The organism is Companilactobacillus sp., assembly GCF_022484265.1.
Taxonomy (GTDB): Bacteria; Bacillota; Bacilli; order Lactobacillales; family Lactobacillaceae; genus Companilactobacillus.
Map to the genome: position 1 here is coordinate 2,307,256 of NZ_JAKVLR010000001.1, position 17,638 is coordinate 2,324,893.

Genomic DNA, 17,638 nt, shown 5'->3' on the forward strand with positions numbered 1-17,638 from the left:
TCGGCCACGGCCGATTTAGTAACTGCTTTAAAAAAATAGAAAGAAGACAAATGGAGGATCCAATCATGAGTAAAAAAATTCAATTTTTCGACACAACCTTAAGAGATGGAGAACAAACAATTGGCGTTAACTTCAGCATTGAAGAAAAAGTTGCCATTGCTAAACAATTAGAGAATTGGGGCGTGGATGTAATCGAAGCCGGTTTCCCAGTCGCATCAAAAGGAGATTTCGAAGCAGTTTCAGCCGTCGCCAAAGCAGTTAAGAAAGCTCAAGTAACTGGTTTAGCTAGAGCCCGAAAAGGTGACATCGATGCCTGTGTTGAAGCCACTAAAGATGCAGCTAATAAACAAATTCATGTGTTTATCGCAACTAGTCCGATTCATCGTCACGACAAACTCAACATGAATAAAGAACAAGTGATCGACGCCATCACCGACAGCGTTAGCTACGCACATCAATTTTTTGACATCGTGGAATTTTCACCTGAGGATGCTACCAGAACTGAACCGGATTTCTTAGTTGAATCGATTCAAGCAGCTATTGACGCTGGTGCCACGGTCATCAACATTCCTGATACGGTCGGCTATACCAACCCTGAAGAATTTGCCAAATTATTCGATAACTTACGTGAAAATATTCCAATGTTTGATGAGATCACATTTTCCGTTCACTGCCACGACGACTTAGGTATGGCAGTTGCCAACAGCCTTCAGTCGATAAAGAGTGGTGCTACCAGAATCGAAGGTACCATCAACGGAATCGGAGAACGTGCTGGTAATGCAGCTCTTGAAGAAGTTGCAGCCGCAATGTACGTCAGAAAAGATTACTACGATGCTACTAACGATATCGACATGTCAGAAACTAAGAAAACTAGCGACATGATCAGCCACTTTTCAGAAATGCCGGTTCCTCATAACAAGGCAGTCGTTGGTGCGAACGCTTTTGCTCATGAATCAGGCATCCATCAAGACGGTATGTTAAAGAATCCCCAAACTTACGAAATTTTAACTCCAGAAGTAGTCGGTGCCAACAAGACGACCTTACCTCTAGGCAAGCTTTCAGGTTCACACGCCGTGATGCAAAAACTTAATCAGATGGGATACAAAGTTGATCGTGAAGATATGAAGAGAATCTTCCCAAGATTCAAGAATGTCGCTGACAACACGGCGATCGTATCCGAAGCTCAACTTAGAGAAATTATGAAAAAAGTTAACGAGGTGATTGCCTAATGAGTAGTCAAACTAAGAAAATTGCTGTTTTACAAGGCGATTATATCGGACCAGAAATTATGCATGCCGGACTAAAAGTTTTAGAAGCTGTTAGTCAAAAAAATGATTTTGAATACGAGATTGAATCTGTTCCATTTGGAGGCGAAGCGATCGACAAAACCGGCGATCCATTGCCAGCTGAGACGTTAAAAACTTGCCAACAAAGCGATGCGGTTTTGCTATCTGCTATCGGCGGACCAAAGTGGGACAACGCTAAGAAAAGGCCAGAGGCAGGGTTGCTCGAGATCCGCAAGGAATTGAATCTGTTCAGCAACATTCGCCCGACTGTGATCACAAAAGCAATGAAGCCTTATTCACCAATCAAAGTTAAAGATGACGTCGACTTCGTGATCGTTCGCGAATTGACTAGTGGAATCTATTTTGGAACGCCACGTAATAAGACAGCTGACGAAGCTTATGACACGATGCGTTACACAGCTGATGAAATAAGAAGAGTTGCTAAGGTTGCCTTCGATATGGCAATGAGACGTAAAAAGCACGTCACCATGGTCGACAAGGCCAACGTGTTAGCTACTAGCAAGTTTTGGCGAGAGATCGTGTCTGACGTTGCCAAGGATTATCCAGAGGTCACTTACGACAACAGTTACGTTGATGCCATGGCGATGAAGATCGTCTCCGAACCTGAAAAATTCGACGTCATCTTAACTGAAAATCTTTTTGGCGATATCTTAAGCGACGAATCAGCCGAGATTACTGGTTCATTGGGAACGATTCCTTCAATGAGCATGGGAAATTCTGGTCCAGCCTTATACGAACCGATCCATGGTTCAGCTCCTGACATTGCAGGACTCGGAATCGCAGATCCAATCTCCATGATCAAATCAGTCGCAATGATGCTGGAAAATTCCTTTGATCGTCCTGATATGGCTAAACAGATCAACGATGCAATCGACCAAACGATTGCTGACAAGGTCATGACTCCTGACTTGGGTGGTCACAACTCAACCGATGTCGTGACGGACGAAATTATTAAAACAATTACAGAAAGTAGTGAGACATATGTCACAAACAATGTTCGATAAAATTTGGAACCAACATGTTATTGCCGGAGAACCTGGCGAACCTCAACTAATGTACGTAGATCTACAGCTATTGCACGAAGTTACTTCACCACAGGCGTTTGAAGGCCTCAGAGAAAATAATCGTAAAGTTAGACGTCCTGACCGCAATTTTGCCACGATGGATCACAATGTACCGACAGTTGATATTTTTAACATCAAGGATGCAATTTCCAGAAAACAGATCGAGACATTGCAAGAAAACGCTGATGAATTTGGCGTTCGACTAGCTGGCATGGGTTCAGAAGACCAAGGTATTGTCCACGTTATCGGACCACAACTTGGATTGACTCAACCAGGGATGATCATCGTCTGTGGCGATTCGCACACTGCCACTCACGGAGCCTTTGGTTCGATTGCCTTTGGTATCGGTACTAGTGAAGTTGAACACGTTTTAGCCACTCAAACGATTTGGCAAACCAAACCTAAGACAATGGGAATTCATGTTCACGGAAAACTTCCTAAAGGAGTTTACGCAAAAGACATCATCATGGGTATTATCGCTCGCGAAGGCGTGGCCTTTGGAACAGGTTATTCAGTTGAGTTTTATGGCGACACGATCCGCAATATGAGCATGGAAGAACGGATGACTCTTTGCAACATGGCCATTGAAGGTGGTGCGAAGATGGGTAACGTCCAACCTGATCAGACTACTTTTGATTATGTACAGGGTCGCAAGTACGCTCCGAAAAAATTTGACGAAGCGGTTGAATATTGGAAACAATTTTACACTGACGACGAGTCTGCCTTTGATAAGGTAATTGAATTCGACGCTGCCGAGATGGCTCCATTCGTTTCTTGGGGGACTAATCCCGGAATGGCTGTACCAGTCGACAAGCCATTTCCAGAAATCAAAAATGATGATGATAAAAAAGCTTACGAGTACGTTGGGCTTGAACCTGGTGAAACTGCTCCAGAAATTCCAATCAGATTTGCCTTCTTTGGGTCTTGTACCAACGGCCGTCTATCCGACTTGAAGATTGCCGCAAATGCGATGAAGGGTCACCACATCGCTGATGGCGTCACCGCATTAGTTGTTCCTGGATCTCGACAGATCAAGGAAGCAGCTGAAAAGCTTGGGATAGATAAAATTTTTAAAGATGCGGGTTGTGAATGGCGTGAACCTGGATGCTCAGCTTGTTTGGGTATGAACCCTGATCGAGTTCCTGCTGGCGTTCACTGCGCATCGACTTCTAACCGTAATTTTGAAGGTCGCCAAGGCGCTGGTTCCAGAACTCATTTAGCAAGTCCAGCCATGGTGGCAGCCGCAGCAATCCACGGCCACTTTATCGATATTAGAAAGGAAGCAATTTAAGATGAAAGCAATCACAACGATCACGGACACGACTGTTCCAATTATGAAAGAAAACATTGATACCGACCAACTGATCCCAAAACAATTTTTGAAAAATATTTTAAAAACTGGTTACGGTCGCGACCTCTTTTTCGATTGGCGCTATTTACCAGGTGGCAAGCCCAATCCCGATTTTATTTTGAATGATGCCGATCGAAAGGGTGCCAGCATTTTGATCACTGGCGACAACTTTGGTTGTGGTTCATCTCGTGAACATGCTGTTTGGGCATTGAAAGATTATGGATTCAAGGTCGTCATTGCCGGTGGCTACAGCGATATTTTTTACATGAACAGTACTAAAAATGGCTTGCTCGCCATTATCTTGCCCGAAGATGAACGCAAGATTTTAGCCAACATTCCAGCTGACGAAAAGATCACTGTCGACCTGCCTAATCAACAAGTTAGATACAAAGATTACAGTTTTGACTTTGACATTGATCCACTTTGGAAACACAAATTTATCAACGGTTTGGATGACATTGCCATCACGATGGGATATGAAGACCAGATCAAAGCATTTGAAGAGAAGATGCCTAATTTTAATTAGGCTTTGGGGGTAGTAATCATGGAAGTTCAAGAAGGAAATCAGTTACAAATACGATTAGACAAGACGCACGAGTCGCCGCTTTTTTACAAGGTGTTTGCTCTGGTATCTGGCGGGATGATCTTGGATGCTGCTGACGTCTACATGGCCAGTGCTGTCGCAAGTTCGACTTTGAAAAGCGGTTGGTCGACGATCCAACAAAATTCATACTTTCTATCCAGTGGATTTTTAGGCTTATTCATCGGTTCATTGATTGCCGGATTTATCGGTGACCTAAAGGGTCGGCGTGTCGCTTATCAAATCAATCTACTATTATTTGGCTCTTTTACATTCCTCGGGGCATTCGCTCCCAACATGTACTTCTTGATCTTCTGTCGTTTAATGGCCAGTATCGGCTTAGGATCTGAGATCGTCACTGGATATTCGATGGTCAACGAGTTCGCTCCAGTGCACTCAAGAGGTAAGTGGTGCGCATCTGCATCATTGATCGCAAACTGTGGTGCGCCAATCACGATGCTACTTTGTACCGCTATTATTCCCAGATTCGGCTGGCGTCCGATGTTCTTTGGCATCGGAATTGTTGCTGCTATTCTGTGGTATTTACGACGCGATATCCCAGAATCGCCACGTTGGCTGATTGCTCATGGTCGAGAAAAAGAAGCTCAGACTATTATTGAGAAACTAGAAGTCAACGGCAGTTCAAATGCCAAAGAATTCAAAGCCAGCAACAAGCCACATGAAAAAGTCCATCATTCATTTGCCGTCAGTTTATTCGTTGCTACCGTAGCAGTTTCAGCAACTATAATTTGCCAATATACCTTTACTTCTTGGGTACCAACCTTATTAGTTCAACGCCATATCAACATCGGAAATTCGCTTGGACTATCGACTTTAATGATGTTAGGTGCTCCAGTCGGATGTGCAATTGGTGCTTATCTGATCGACAAGATCGGTCGCAAATTAACGATTGTCCCAGCATTCTTTTTAACGGCCGTTTTCGGAATGATGTATGCCCAACAGTCATCGATGCAAGGTGTAGTCATCATGGGATTCTTACTGACAACATGTTTTTATATCTTAATGGCTAGCGTGGTTGCTGTATACGTGGCAGAATTATTCCCAACCAAGTTCAGATTTAGAGGATCTGGTATTGCCAACGGAATCGCCAAATTATTCACCGTCGCAATGCCGATAGCTGTAGCTTGGCTTTTGTCAGTTACGAGTGCCAATGTGATCTTCTGGATCATCAGTGCAATTGCATTATTCGCCGGTGCAGTCGTTTGGTTCTTAGGAGATGAGACCAATCAGAAAGATATATCTTAAAAAGCAGCCATTAGGCTGCTTTTGTTTTTACGCGGTACAATTACAAATTTATTTTTTGAACAAATTCTTATTTATTTTTCTAAAAATGAGCTAGTATAAAGACAGATATCAAGAAAATTAATTTTTGGAGGTAGCCGTATGGATAATTTAATTAAAATAGGAAATACAGATGTTACTAGTAAAAAAATTGGTCTGGGAACTAACAAAGTTGGCGGACATAATATTTTTAAGAATCTCAAAGATGAAGATGGCTATGCTGTTGTAAAGGAAGCCATCGACAAGGGTATTACAACTTTGGATACTGCATACATGTACGGCGAAGGTCGTTCAGAAGAGATCATTGGCGATGTTATTCAAAACTACGATCGCAGCAAACTAGTCATTGCTACTAAAGCTGCTCAAAATCCTGAGAAGGATAATGCAATCGACAACAGTCCCGAATTTTTGAAGAAGGCTGTTGATGATGCTTTGAAGCGCCTAAAGACTGACTATATTGATATTTTTTATATTCATTTTCCTGACGAGAATACTCCAAAAGACGAAGCTGTCGCAGCTTTAAACGAGTTGAAAAAAGCCGGAAAGATCAAGGCGATTGGTTTATCGAACTTCTCATTAGATCAGATCAAGGAAGCTAACAAAGACGGCTTAGTTGATATTGTTGAAGACAATTACAGTTTGGTTCACCGTGAAGCTGAGACCAAGCTATTTCCTTACTTGAGAAAAAACAAGATCTCGTTTGTACCTTATTTCCCACTGGCATCAGGTTTGTTAACAGGTAAGTACAATTCTGGCGATGCTAAGAAATTCGATCAATTTAGTAAGGAACAATTTTCTGATATCATGGACGCCTTGGGTGTCGTTCATAAGGTTGCTCAAGCAACTAACTCAACTGATGCCCAAGTGGTTTTGGCATGGTATATGAAGAACCCTGATATTTCAATCGTTATTCCTGGAGCAAGAATTCCTGAACAAGTCGACCAAAATGCAAAAGCTTTGGATGTCGAGATTCGAAACAGTTCATACCATGCAATTGATGAAGCATTTTCTGAATTTGCTTAATCACGTGTTTGGAAAGGAAGAATAATATGGCTAAGAAATTTGTTATTTTTGGTGCCAACGGATTTGTTGGCGGTGAGTTTGCAAAACAATTGATTCAAAGAGGCGATTCAGTCGTCAGTATCTCAAGAACTGGTGAACCATTAGGTAATGACTCCTGGATGAATAAGGTCGACTGGAAAGTCGGTAATGCCTTATCAACTGGTTTTTGGACCAATTATTTGAAAGACGCCGATGTCGTTATTGATACGATTGGCGAGTACCAAGAGCAAAGTAACGAAAATCTAACATTTGAAAAAGTTAACTATCAAAGTGCCGTAAATATTGCCAAGGAAGTTGCAAAACAAAAGATTCCGGTCATGGTTTATATTTCAGCTGATGATATTCCTGGAGCTAATCCACGTTATATTCAAACAAAACGTGATGCTGAAGAAGATATCAAAGGACGTAAATTCAGAAGCGTTATCGTTAGACCAGCAACTATGACAACAGATGACGATGCGGTGGACAGTAACGAACCACATCGCAGCTTGCCAGTAAACATGGTCGTTAAATCAGCTTTGGATGCGGTTGATAACGCTAAAGAAAACGTCACATTGAAGATCGATGATATTGATAACGTAAAGTTGAATAATTAATATAATTTTAAAATTAAGAGTCTCGTACTGGTTAGGAAAATACTTAACGATATGAGGCTCTTTTTATTGGGATTCGCAGGGTTTAGTTTGCGGGATGTAAATATAGATTGAAAACATAAATTTGTATTTGACATTTTATTTTGATGGTAGCATAATAGTTTCTAGGCAAACTATTAATGTGCTATGTACGATTTTTGAATCTAATATTCCAATGTTAGTACTTGTTTAAACCGTTGATTCTTGAATCAATTCAAATTACATTTGACAAATTGATTTTTCTATTTCATAATAGTTCGTAGGCAAACTAATATGAAAAGGATAAACAAATGTATAAAGGTTTTAGCAAAAAAACTAAACGACTCGAACAACTGATCAATAAGAAGGTCAGTCAAGTGTTTGCACAAAGTGGCGTCGAAACGATTTCGTATTCGAGCTTCTCAGTATTAGAATATTTGGAAACTCATCAAGACAGCAATGTTTTTCAAAAGGACATTGAACGTGCTTTATCAGTTAATCGAGCAACAGCTTCTAAAATGATCAAGCTTTTAACCAAAAAAGGATATGTTTCTCAAAAGCCTTTTTCTGAAGATGCTCGTTATAAACTTTTGTTCTTAACTGATACGGGAAGAGCTTTATATCAAGCCGATGTAAAGGCAGCTTCAAACCTGGATCAATTTTTTAATGACGTGCTTTCAACTGAAGATTTTGAAGCATTTGATCGAATGTATGAAAAATTAGAAAAGGAACTGTCAAAATAGTTTTTACATATATAGTTTGCCGGCAAACAAAAAGGAGATAATCAATTATGAGTATTAATTTAAATGGATATAACGTTTTAATCACAGGTGGTTCAAGTGGTATGGGATATGAAATGACAAAGACTTTATTGTCTCATGGAGCAACCGTAGTTATTGCAGCCCGGAATAAAGAAAAGTTGGATAAGGCATATGAAACACTCAATTCCGAAGAAAATGATGTTTATGCAATTCAAATGGACGTGACTGATGAAGAATCAATTTCTAAGGCGTCTGATTGGTATCAAGAAAAATTCGATCATCTAGATTTATTGATTAATAACGCCGGCGTTGGTGGCAACATCAAAGGATTGGAGGAATACCGCAAATCTGGTCAATTCTTTGACATACCAACTAGTGCCTTTAACCTGATTTTTGATACTAACGTATTAGGATACTTCTTAGTTTCCAAGGCATTTGCACCGATGATGATCAAGCAAGGTAAGGGACAAATTATTTATACATCTACAAGTACTGAAACGATGACGCGTAAAGGTATGGTTCCTTATGGTCCATCAAAATCTGCTGGAGAAGCAATGAGTGACGTTTTATCTAAAGAATTACAAGATCAAGGCGTGATGGTTAATGTTATCTGTCCCGGTGGATTTACTAGAACACCATTGGCAACACCGGATATGATCGAGTTCTTTAAAAAGAACAACATGCCTATCTTAGAGCCAACAGTTTTGAATAGACCAATTTTATTCTTGGCTTCCAAAGATGCACAAAATATTACCGGCGAGAAAGTTATCGGAAGCAAGTTTGATGAATTTTTAAGTGACCATAATATCAAATTGGATTATTAGGAGGAACTTTTCATGAAATATAGCGAACAAAATAAATATTTTCCTATACCAGACAATGAGAAAAATTTAGATACGGTGACGGCAACAGAATTTGCAACTATTCCTAGCGAGTCAACCGGAATGAATTTTCTTGAAGGACTTTGGTTTAAGGATAAGGACAACTTATTTGTCTGCAACACCTTTCAATCAAAAATATATTTAGTCAATGTTCAAACAAAAGCTGTCAGTTTGTTTGCTACTCTACCTGATCATGCCTTTCCAACTGGCATCAATGTTCATTCAAATGGCAATATCTATGTGGCATGTTCTGGTTCTGATGAAGGTAGCATGGTACTTGTTTTATCAAATGAAGGAACCGTACTAAAGAAACTATTCGTTGGAACGACCAAAAGTATCGACGATCTTGTGTTTGATAAAAAAGGTGGCTTTTTCTTTACGGATCTAGCTGGCACTCACAACAAGAGAACAGCAGGAGTCTTTTATGTTGAACCTGATCTAGAAACAGTTCATTCAGTCGTAGATTCAGGCATGGTCGCCACTAACGGAGTTGCATTGTCTCCAGATGAAAAAATACTTTGGATAACCGATTTTGGCGATGGTAAATTATATCGTTTCAATTTGGCTGAAGATGGTCACAGCATTCAACCATATAATTCATTGACTCCATATACTTTTACCGGAGCAGATGGCCCCGATTCAGCAACTATTGATGCCGATGGAAATTTGTATGTAGCAATGTGTGGCCAAGCAAGATATCTGATTTTTAATCAAAACGGTTTCCCAATCGGACAAGTTCTGATTCCTGGACGTGAACAAGGGAAAATGGCTAAGTCAACGCATATGGCAATTAGACCATTTACTAATCAAGGTTTCTTCTGTGCCTCTGATCCTAATACTGGTGAGTGCAAGATATATGAAACTGATGTCTACGCCAAGGCAAATCTAGGTTTGCAGTTTAGTTAATATTTTTGATTTTCGAAGTATATCTCAGATGTTGAAAATATTGTATTTAAGAATGGAAGGTAAATTAATCGCATGAGCACATTAATGATTATCGCTTCAGGATCAAGCATTGAAGAAGTTCTAATTGAACAAATTTTAAAAAGAACGCAACTAAAATTGATTCTCTATTTAGGCAATAAAAAGATGGTCGAGAAATATCAAGATAATGAACGCATCACCGCGATTGATGGAAATGTATTAAAAACTCAGGCATTGACCAAAGCTATGAAATCAGCAGATATCATTTTCGCCGATATCCACGGTATTGATATGGGTGCGGAAACTAAAAGTATTATTGTGGCAATGGATCAATCCAGAAATAACCGTTTGATACTTCTTAATACTTCCAAAAAAACTGATAGCCTTAATGAATCAATTCATTTATTAAACAGGTTTGGCATCGACCATACTGAAATACAGCCACAACTAACCAGCAATCAAGCTGAAGGGTTAAAGGCAACTTCATCAGATGTGGTTGCTGATCAGGTTATTCAACTTATTTCAGAATAAATCTATTTTGTAAAATAGAATTTTTCTCATGTCTTTAAAATTGCCAATTTGAGTACAATATTTATTGCCGATGAGATGGAAAAGAGACAAAAACGTATGAATATAGTTTTAATGCTATTACCGGCTATTGCTTGGGGAGTATTGCCCCTGGCTGTTGCCCGAATTGACGGAAAACCAATCAATCAGATCTTTGGTACCGCCACTGGAACATTGATTGTCAGCATCATCGTATTTTTAATTATTAGACCCAATATCTCAATTATCAGTTTTATTTTGGCTGCCTTAGCAGGTGGCTTTTGGATCATTGGACAACTTGGACAATATAATGCTTATCAATCAATCGGAGTATCGCAAACAATGCCGATTTCAACTGGATTGCAACTAATTGGTACTGCTCTGATTGGAGTTTTGATTTTCGGAGAGTGGGGCACAGCAAATGCCAAAATTTTCGGTGTGATCGGAATCATTTTACTGATTATTGGAGTTTCACTCACTGCTAAGAAGGACAAAAAAGCATCAGGAAACAAACAAACTGGAACTTTGGTCATGTTGATCTTAACGACAATTGGATTTCTAGTTTATAATTCGATTCCACGAGCCATGACATCATCTGGATTAGCAATCTTTTTACCAGAGTCTATTGGAATGGTGATTGCAGTTTTGATCTACATTATCTTTACGAGACAGCCGAGAGTATTAAAGGAAAAAGCAAGTTGGCAAAGTTTAATAGCGGGATTTATTTTTTCAATTGCAGCCGTCGCATATATTTTGTCCGTTAAAGATAATGGCGTAAATTCAGCCTTTGTAGTTTCTCAATTGTCAGTTGTCATTTCCACAATTGGCGGAATGGTCTTCTTGCACGAATCAAAGAGTAGACATGAACTACGACTAACAATTATTGGATTAATTTTAATAGTTGCTGGAGCAGTAGTTACAACCATTTTTTAAAATAAAGTTTTTGGAGGAATACTAACATGTATGAAGATTTAAATAATAGAGTAGCAGTTATTACAGGTGGTTCAAAAGGAATTGGAACTGCAATTTCAGAGCGCTTTGGCAAAGAACATATGTCAGTCGTTATTAATTACAATAGTGATGACAAGGGTGCCCAAGCAGCTGCTGACAAAGTTAAAAAGAACGGTGGAAAAGCTGTTATCGTCCAGGCCAATGTATCAACAGAAGAAGGAAATTCTGCATTATTAAAGGCCGCCCTTGATAACTTCGGAGACTTAGATGTCTGGGTAAATAATGCTGGTATGGAAACAAAATCACCAACACATGAATTGTCGCTAGAGGATTGGAACAAAGTTATTTCAATTGATCAAACTGGGGTCTTCTTAGGATCTACAACAGCCTTGAAATATTTTAAGAGTCAGAATAAAAAGGGCAATATAATTAACATGTCATCAGTTCACGAGCAAATTCCTTGGCCAACATTCTCAAGTTACGCTGCTGCCAAGGGTGGAGTAAAGATGTTCACTAAGACGATCGCGATGGAATATGCTAAAGATGGCATTCGCGTAAATGCAATTGGACCAGGTGCTATTAACACGCCAATCAACGCCAAGAAATTTGCAGATAAGGAACAATATGATCAAACTGTTTCCGTGGTTCCAATGGATCGAATTGGTAAACCTGAAGAAGTCGCAGCTGGTGCAGCTTGGTTAGCCTCTGATGAATCAAGTTACGTAACTGGTATCACATTGTTCATCGATGGCGGTATGACATTATATCCAGCATTTAAAGACGGTCAAGGTTAAGAAATTTGTGGCATGTAGATTTACTACGCTATTAAAAAACTGAATAGACACTTTTAAAGACTTTATTTCAGACATAAGGCCTTTTTTTTGCTTTTCTGAGAATAATATCAGTTGTCAATGGTACTCGTTTACGTCATAATACATATTAAATATATCTGAATGAGCATTAATATTCGTGAATAAATAAAATGACACCAAAATTAATAATAAAAATAACGATATTATCAACATAATACGAATAATGGAGACCGGGATGACCACTGTTAAATTTTTAAATGGTTCGCATGAAATTCATGGAAATATTGCTTCGATTGAGTCGAAGACTTCGCGGGTGATCATTGATTTTGGCATGGTTGGTGGGTTCAAGTCGGATACTGCTAACAATTTGATCGACTCGCATCTATTGCCGAGATTGCCGGAATTATTTACCGCACAAAAGTCTGCATTTAAATACGAGGCAATAGTTTTAACGCAGGTAAACGTTGAGAATTTAACAGCGGCGGTTTATTTAAAGAATAATATCGAAATTTACGTTTCTGCAGAGGGATTCAAACTTTATCGCAGCTTGGTCCAAAATGGCTTATTTCAACCAATCGATTTAAATATCAAACTGATGCCAACAGATTTAAAAATTGGTGATCTCTTAATTCATGGATATCCGAGTGACTGTGGCGTTGTTGGCAGTCAAGTTTTGTTGATTTCGGACGGAAAACATAAATTCGGATTTGTCGGTGATGTCCGCTTGAATGGACCTCATAAAGAACGCGTCTACCACTGGATCAGAAGATTCCATCAAGCTCAGCTGGACCTCTTAGTATTTGATGCGACCGCGTATAGTTTTTCTGATGAATGTCGACTTTTTGAAACTAGCGAAAGTGGGTTGCAGGTCCAATTTTCTGATTTGTTGAAACAACGTCGAGATTTGGTCGTAGTAAATACTGATTGCTGCAACCCCGAACGTTTAGCGATGATCCACAAGACTGCGGATTCTTTAGGAAGAAAATTAGTCTGTGAACCATCCTACGCAGAAGTTGTTGATCAAATGTATCCAGAAATCAAATTGGCTGTGGTTGAATCAGACCACAAAAAAACAACCTCCAAAAAATTTGAGGTTGTTAAGGTTTCAGATTTGATCGACCATCCACGAAGATACGTACTCCAAAATAGTTATGATCAAATCAAGTTTTTACAAAATTTTAAAGCAGGTATTTATTTACACAGCAACGGCTTTCCAAAAATCAGCGAGAACCGCGACTTCGAATTTTTGCAAGATTCCTTGAAAAAATTAAACTTTTAGTATATTGATTTTTCGGCCTGCTCGCATGCTAATAAGTCAGACGTTTCATTTATTGTCGAAACTATTAAGGCTAAGACCAGCGTTCCTTGGCACTCGTATCATCCAGAACTTGCAGTCAAAAGTTTAAAGCAGATCGAGACGAAATTCTCGTTGCCAAAACGTGACCTGCCATTGGAGTTTGACTAGTGTTCGGCGATTGGTTCGTGGTGATTGATAATGATGCCGGAAACGACTAGCACGACTGATAGTATCGACATGATGATCATTGTGACTGACCAAGAATTGACCAATTCGTGTAAAAAGCCGAATAGGACAGGTCCAAAAGCTGCTAACAAGTAACCAGCGGACTGGGCCATTCCGGATACTTCGGCTGTTTGGTAAGGATTGGTGGTCTTGTTCGTGAAGTAATAGATAGCTTCATTAAAGGCGATACCTGAGCCGAATCCAGTCAAGAATGAAATGATGACGAGAATCCAAGTCGTCTTGATATCGAGTAGGAATAACATTGGTCCTAAGACATAACCGATGATCAAGAACGTGCTCAAGAATCTACGACCATTAACTTTTGAGGCAAACATTGGCACAATGAATGAGCAAGGCAATCCACTCAGTTGCAGCAACGTCAAAATATTACTGGAGACCACAGTTGAAACACCATGACTTTCGATCACTGAAGGTACCCATGTTAGCAGTGAATAATAGACTAGTGACTGAAGTCCAAAGTAAACTGTGATCAGCCAACCGACTGATTGGTTCCAAACTGTTCGATAATTTGGAACTGACTCCTCTTCATCAGAACTCACGGTATCTTTAGTATTAGAACGGAGATTAGGAATCCAAACGATCAAGGCAACGATACTCAATGCTGACAAAATAGCCAGGGTTGAACCAAGGCTGATCTTGGTAATGAAAATTCCTGAAAGGGCTGTTCCAATGGCACCAATGAGCAACATTGAAAGGGTGTATAACCCAGTGCCTAATGGAATCTTAGTTGGTAAGTGATCCTTGATCATAGCTGGAACTAAGACGTTTCCACTGTCGATACCAATGCCGACAAGAGTGGTACCGATGAATAATGCCCAAATACTTGGGATTATTCTCAAGTAACTACCGACAATCAAAATAATAAAGAATAAGAAGACAGTCAATTCGTTACCAAATTTTTTTGCGATCTTAACGATAATTGGTGAAAAAACTGCAAAAGCAATCAATGGAATCGAGGTGACTAGTCCCATTAAGGATCCAGGCACGCCCAGATTTTTTTCAATTGATTTCAATAATGGCGGAATGATAGTGATCGGCAAACGAAGGTTGGCCGCAATCAGCATCATACTGATAATAAACCAGCTTTGGTTTTTAGTTTTCAAATAATAATCCCCCTCTACAACAATAATTTCATTATATGACAAATGTCATGATAGAAAAACCATTGCTATTTTTGTTGAACTTGTGTTTTGGCTTATTTGGTCTAAACTATTATTAACGGATTTGTAGAGGTAAGCCAATGGATAACGTTAAAGACATAAATATTACGACAGCTGAATGGCGCATCATGCGAGTGATCTGGACTCTAGGCACCGCAACGTCGCGTGAATTGACCGACATTTTAGGCGAATCGATGGGTTGGAAGTCAGCCACCATCAAAACTTTGTTGCGTCGTTTGCTTGATAAGGATGCCATCAAATTTGAAAAAGAAGGCAATAAATTTATTTACTCTGCCAAACTTCAAGAAACCGATACGATCGAGTTAACTACTAAACAGTTTTTTGACCAGTTGTGTGCACGTAAAATCGGTACCGCGATAACTTCATTGATCGATGAGTCGGAATTGACCCAAGACGATATTGATAGTATTAAAGAGGCACTTGATAAAAAGTCGCCGGTCGCTGAAATTAAATGCAATTGTTTACCAGACGGCTGCGATTGCTAAAAAATCTCCCCTAATAAAATTAGAGGAGATTTTTTATATTACTAGTCTGACCACAGCCAACGAAATGATTCCGACGATGACGATCACTAATAAATTTTTACTGATAATGGCACTAACTACGGTAGGTAACGTTGCTAAAAAGTTTGGCATGTCAACGCTTGGTAATTGTCCTAAGTGTTGATGGAATAAGTTTTCGAACCAAAGTGCTGACATGATTACGATTGGTACAAAACTGAGGAATTCCACTACTCGCGGTGAAAGTTTAACTTTACGTAAGATCCAAAATGGCAAAATACGTGAAAGCCAAGTTACGATTCCTGATCCTAAAATAGTCAGGATGATAAAGTTAAAAGAAGGCATGTTTTAAGATCACTCCAATCGCACAAGCTATAATTGTTACTACTAAAATCAACATGTTGCTAGGAATAAAGATAAGTCCAAAATAAATCAATGCTAGGGTGATACCGATCATGATCAGCTGCAAGTTGAATTTGATCGATTTGTCGCTGATCAGTTGCAAGTAAAGCAATCCAATGAACATCGCAACTAAGGCAAAGTCGAGTCCAAATTTTTCCGGATCAGTAATCAGATTGCCCAGTAGTGCGCCAATAAATGACGACAGAGCCCAAGTGATGTAGGCAATCAGGTTAGACGTGTTGAACCATTCAAAATTTAGTTTGCCATTGGTATAATTAAGTTTACTCATACTCAAAGCAAAAGTTTCATCTGTCAACAGGCTTCCGACCAAGATATTTTTGAGTAATGAATCTTTTTTAAAATATCGTGCCACGGTCGTACTCATCAAAATCATTCTTGAATTGACTAAGAAGACTGAGAAGATGATCGTCAGCATCGGGCTGTGGGATGCCAACATTCCGACTAGCACGAATTGAGCTGAGCCGGCGTAGGTTATTAATGATGTTAAAATAACGATAAAGGTACTGAGGCCGGATGCTTTTCCGACCACGCCAAAGGCTATTCCGATTCCGATGTAGCCGAAGACAGTCGGAAGGGTATCTTTAACGGCGGTTCTGATATCTAGTTGGTCGTCCATGATTGTGGCACCTCCTTAAGGTTGTATCTGAGCTTTGTTCGATATATTATATAGTTGTTTAATATATTGAATATTTGTCCATAATACCGAGAACCAATCATAATGTCAAATAAATTATTAGGAGTTTTATAATTTGGATATTAATCAAGTTGTCGCAACTAATTTAAAAAGAATTCGCGACGAAAAACATGTTACTTTGGATCAATTGGCTAAGTCATCTGGCGTAAGCAAGGGGATGCTGTCACAGATCGAAAAAGGTACGACTAATCCTACTATTAATACGTTGTGGAAAATTTGTACTGGTTTGGATATTCCTTATACTTTGTTGATGGAGCAACCTGCTGCTCGGTTTACGATTGTTAAAAAGGACGAGGCGATTTATCAGTCGGCTAATGATGGTCATTATCGGTTGTACGATTATTTTCAAAGTATGCCGCATCGTAATTTTGAGATGTTTCAAGTGGAGCTGGATCATGGGGATAGCTATACTTCGATTGAGCATTCTCACGAGTCTGAAGAGTATTTGATGGTGCTTGAGGGGCAGTTGACTTTGAGGGTGCATGATGAGGATTTGGTTGTGGATGCGGATGATGCTATTTCGTTTGATCCGATGGGTAAGCATGTTTACACTAATTCGGGTGATGGTGTTTTGAAGGTTATGTTGATTAACTTTTATCCTACTAAGTAGGTTGGCGGGAGGTTCACTGCCGGTGGAGGGCGGAAAGCGATTGCCTTGTCGTCTGGAACGTAGTGAATCCACTTTGAGCTTTTTTCAAAGACCGAAAAAATCTCAAAGCTGAATTTGATTGTAAGCCGTCGTCATCGCCGGCAAACAATCACCCCACTACTGAGCCGGGCATCGCTTTCCGCCCTCCACCTAGTCTGGTTTAGTTCAAACTCCATAAATTTTTTTTGAAAAAGGGTATGCTATGGTTGTCCTGGTATGCCTTAGTTTAGTCTAAACTTGGTTTGTTCGCGTGTTTCTCAGTGGTTCTTCGCATCGCTTGCGTGCCATTTTTGATTAGTCTAAATTTGGTTTCTTTGCGTGTTTCTTAGTGATGCTTCGCATCGCTTGCGTGCCATTTTTGATTAGTCTAAACTTGCCTTGCTTCTTGGTTACTAAGTCATGCTTCGCATTACTTACGTGTTCATACTTCATTTAATTGTTTGGTTATTATTCATATTGAAAAAGACCGCAACTTCACTCTGATTTTTCGTGAGGT

At 39.6% G+C, this 17,638-nt stretch carries 20 protein-coding genes; 16 read left to right on the top strand and 4 right to left on the bottom strand.

The features are described from left to right. Positions 1-65: 65 nt before the first annotated feature. The 14 genes from LKF16_RS10990 (at position 66) to LKF16_RS11055 (ending at position 13,431) form a co-directional block, all read left to right on the top strand. On the top strand, positions 66-1,229 hold the full coding sequence (locus tag LKF16_RS10990) for a 2-isopropylmalate synthase (RefSeq protein ID WP_291471500.1): 1,164 nt from the start codon (positions 66-68) through the stop codon (positions 1,227-1,229). After that, complete coding sequence (gene leuB, locus LKF16_RS10995; protein ID WP_291471498.1) at positions 1,229-2,311, top strand: 3-isopropylmalate dehydrogenase; 1,083 nt, start codon at positions 1,229-1,231, stop codon at positions 2,309-2,311. The genes LKF16_RS10990 and leuB overlap by 1 nt, the downstream gene beginning before the upstream one ends. Beyond that, on the top strand, positions 2,289-3,662 hold the full coding sequence (gene leuC / locus LKF16_RS11000) for a 3-isopropylmalate dehydratase large subunit (protein ID WP_291471496.1): 1,374 nt from the start codon (positions 2,289-2,291) through the stop codon (positions 3,660-3,662). Before leuB ends, leuC begins: the two co-directional genes overlap by 23 nt. 1 nt (position 3,663) lies before the next feature. Next, entirely contained in the window at positions 3,664-4,248 is a 585-nt protein-coding gene (leuD, locus tag LKF16_RS11005; RefSeq protein WP_291471494.1) for a 3-isopropylmalate dehydratase small subunit, read from the top strand. An 18-nt stretch (positions 4,249-4,266) separates the two neighbouring features. Further along, entirely contained in the window at positions 4,267-5,568 is a 1,302-nt protein-coding gene (locus tag LKF16_RS11010) for an MFS transporter (protein WP_291471492.1), read from the top strand. 138 nt (positions 5,569-5,706) lie between these two features. Continuing rightward, entirely contained in the window at positions 5,707-6,627 is a 921-nt protein-coding gene (locus LKF16_RS11015; protein ID WP_291471490.1) for an aldo/keto reductase, read from the top strand. Between the two features lie 26 nt (positions 6,628-6,653). Beyond that, positions 6,654-7,262, top strand: a complete 609-nt coding sequence (locus tag LKF16_RS11020) for an SDR family oxidoreductase (protein ID WP_291471489.1) — start codon at positions 6,654-6,656, stop codon at positions 7,260-7,262. Positions 7,263-7,588: 326 nt separating this feature from the next. Continuing rightward, entirely contained in the window at positions 7,589-8,020 is a 432-nt protein-coding gene (locus tag LKF16_RS11025) for a MarR family winged helix-turn-helix transcriptional regulator (RefSeq protein WP_291471487.1), read from the top strand. Positions 8,021-8,067: 47 nt separating this feature from the next. After that, the gene (locus LKF16_RS11030; protein ID WP_291471485.1) at positions 8,068-8,862 is read left to right on the top strand and encodes an SDR family NAD(P)-dependent oxidoreductase; all 795 of its coding nucleotides are present in this window, start codon (positions 8,068-8,070) and stop codon (positions 8,860-8,862) included. A 12-nt stretch (positions 8,863-8,874) separates the two neighbouring features. After that, complete coding sequence (locus tag LKF16_RS11035; protein ID WP_291471483.1) at positions 8,875-9,825, top strand: SMP-30/gluconolactonase/LRE family protein; 951 nt, start codon at positions 8,875-8,877, stop codon at positions 9,823-9,825. A gap of 72 nt (positions 9,826-9,897) precedes the next feature. Next, the gene (locus tag LKF16_RS11040) at positions 9,898-10,374 is read left to right on the top strand and encodes an NAD(P)H-binding protein (RefSeq protein WP_291471482.1); all 477 of its coding nucleotides are present in this window, start codon (positions 9,898-9,900) and stop codon (positions 10,372-10,374) included. Positions 10,375-10,470: 96 nt separating this feature from the next. Continuing rightward, positions 10,471-11,322: a GRP family sugar transporter gene (locus LKF16_RS11045; RefSeq protein WP_291471480.1), complete on the top strand. Its 852-nt coding sequence runs from the start codon at positions 10,471-10,473 to the stop codon at positions 11,320-11,322. 26 nt (positions 11,323-11,348) lie between these two features. Beyond that, positions 11,349-12,134 (top strand): glucose-1-dehydrogenase, encoded by a 786-nt coding sequence (locus tag LKF16_RS11050; RefSeq protein ID WP_291471478.1) that lies wholly within the window; start codon positions 11,349-11,351, stop codon positions 12,132-12,134. A 253-nt stretch (positions 12,135-12,387) separates the two neighbouring features. Continuing rightward, positions 12,388-13,431, top strand: coding sequence for a hypothetical protein (locus LKF16_RS11055; protein ID WP_291471477.1), 1,044 nt, complete (start codon positions 12,388-12,390; stop codon positions 13,429-13,431). Between the two features lie 182 nt (positions 13,432-13,613). On the opposite strand, the gene LKF16_RS11060 is transcribed toward LKF16_RS11055, so the two are convergent. Then, entirely contained in the window at positions 13,614-14,798 is a 1,185-nt protein-coding gene (locus tag LKF16_RS11060) for a CynX/NimT family MFS transporter (RefSeq protein ID WP_291471475.1), read from the bottom strand. A gap of 137 nt (positions 14,799-14,935) precedes the next feature. On the opposite strand from LKF16_RS11060, the gene LKF16_RS11065 reads away from it, so the two are divergent. Then, complete coding sequence (locus LKF16_RS11065; protein WP_291471473.1) at positions 14,936-15,361, top strand: CopY/TcrY family copper transport repressor; 426 nt, start codon at positions 14,936-14,938, stop codon at positions 15,359-15,361. Positions 15,362-15,394: 33 nt separating this feature from the next. Here LKF16_RS11065 and LKF16_RS11070 read toward each other — a convergent pair whose 3' ends face one another. Further along, on the bottom strand, positions 15,395-15,721 hold the full coding sequence (locus tag LKF16_RS11070) for an AzlD domain-containing protein (protein ID WP_291471471.1): 327 nt from the start codon (positions 15,719-15,721) through the stop codon (positions 15,395-15,397). Next, entirely contained in the window at positions 15,708-16,415 is a 708-nt protein-coding gene (locus tag LKF16_RS11075) for an AzlC family ABC transporter permease (RefSeq protein ID WP_291471469.1), read from the bottom strand. The genes LKF16_RS11070 and LKF16_RS11075 overlap by 14 nt, the downstream gene beginning before the upstream one ends. A gap of 133 nt (positions 16,416-16,548) precedes the next feature. Between LKF16_RS11075 and LKF16_RS11080 the strand changes: the two genes are divergently transcribed. After that, positions 16,549-17,103: a helix-turn-helix domain-containing protein gene (locus LKF16_RS11080; protein WP_291471467.1), complete on the top strand. Its 555-nt coding sequence runs from the start codon at positions 16,549-16,551 to the stop codon at positions 17,101-17,103. A gap of 333 nt (positions 17,104-17,436) precedes the next feature. Here LKF16_RS11080 and LKF16_RS11085 read toward each other — a convergent pair whose 3' ends face one another. Beyond that, positions 17,437-17,574 (bottom strand): hypothetical protein, encoded by a 138-nt coding sequence (locus tag LKF16_RS11085; RefSeq protein WP_291472726.1) that lies wholly within the window; start codon positions 17,572-17,574, stop codon positions 17,437-17,439. Positions 17,575-17,638: the final 64 nt, after the last annotated feature.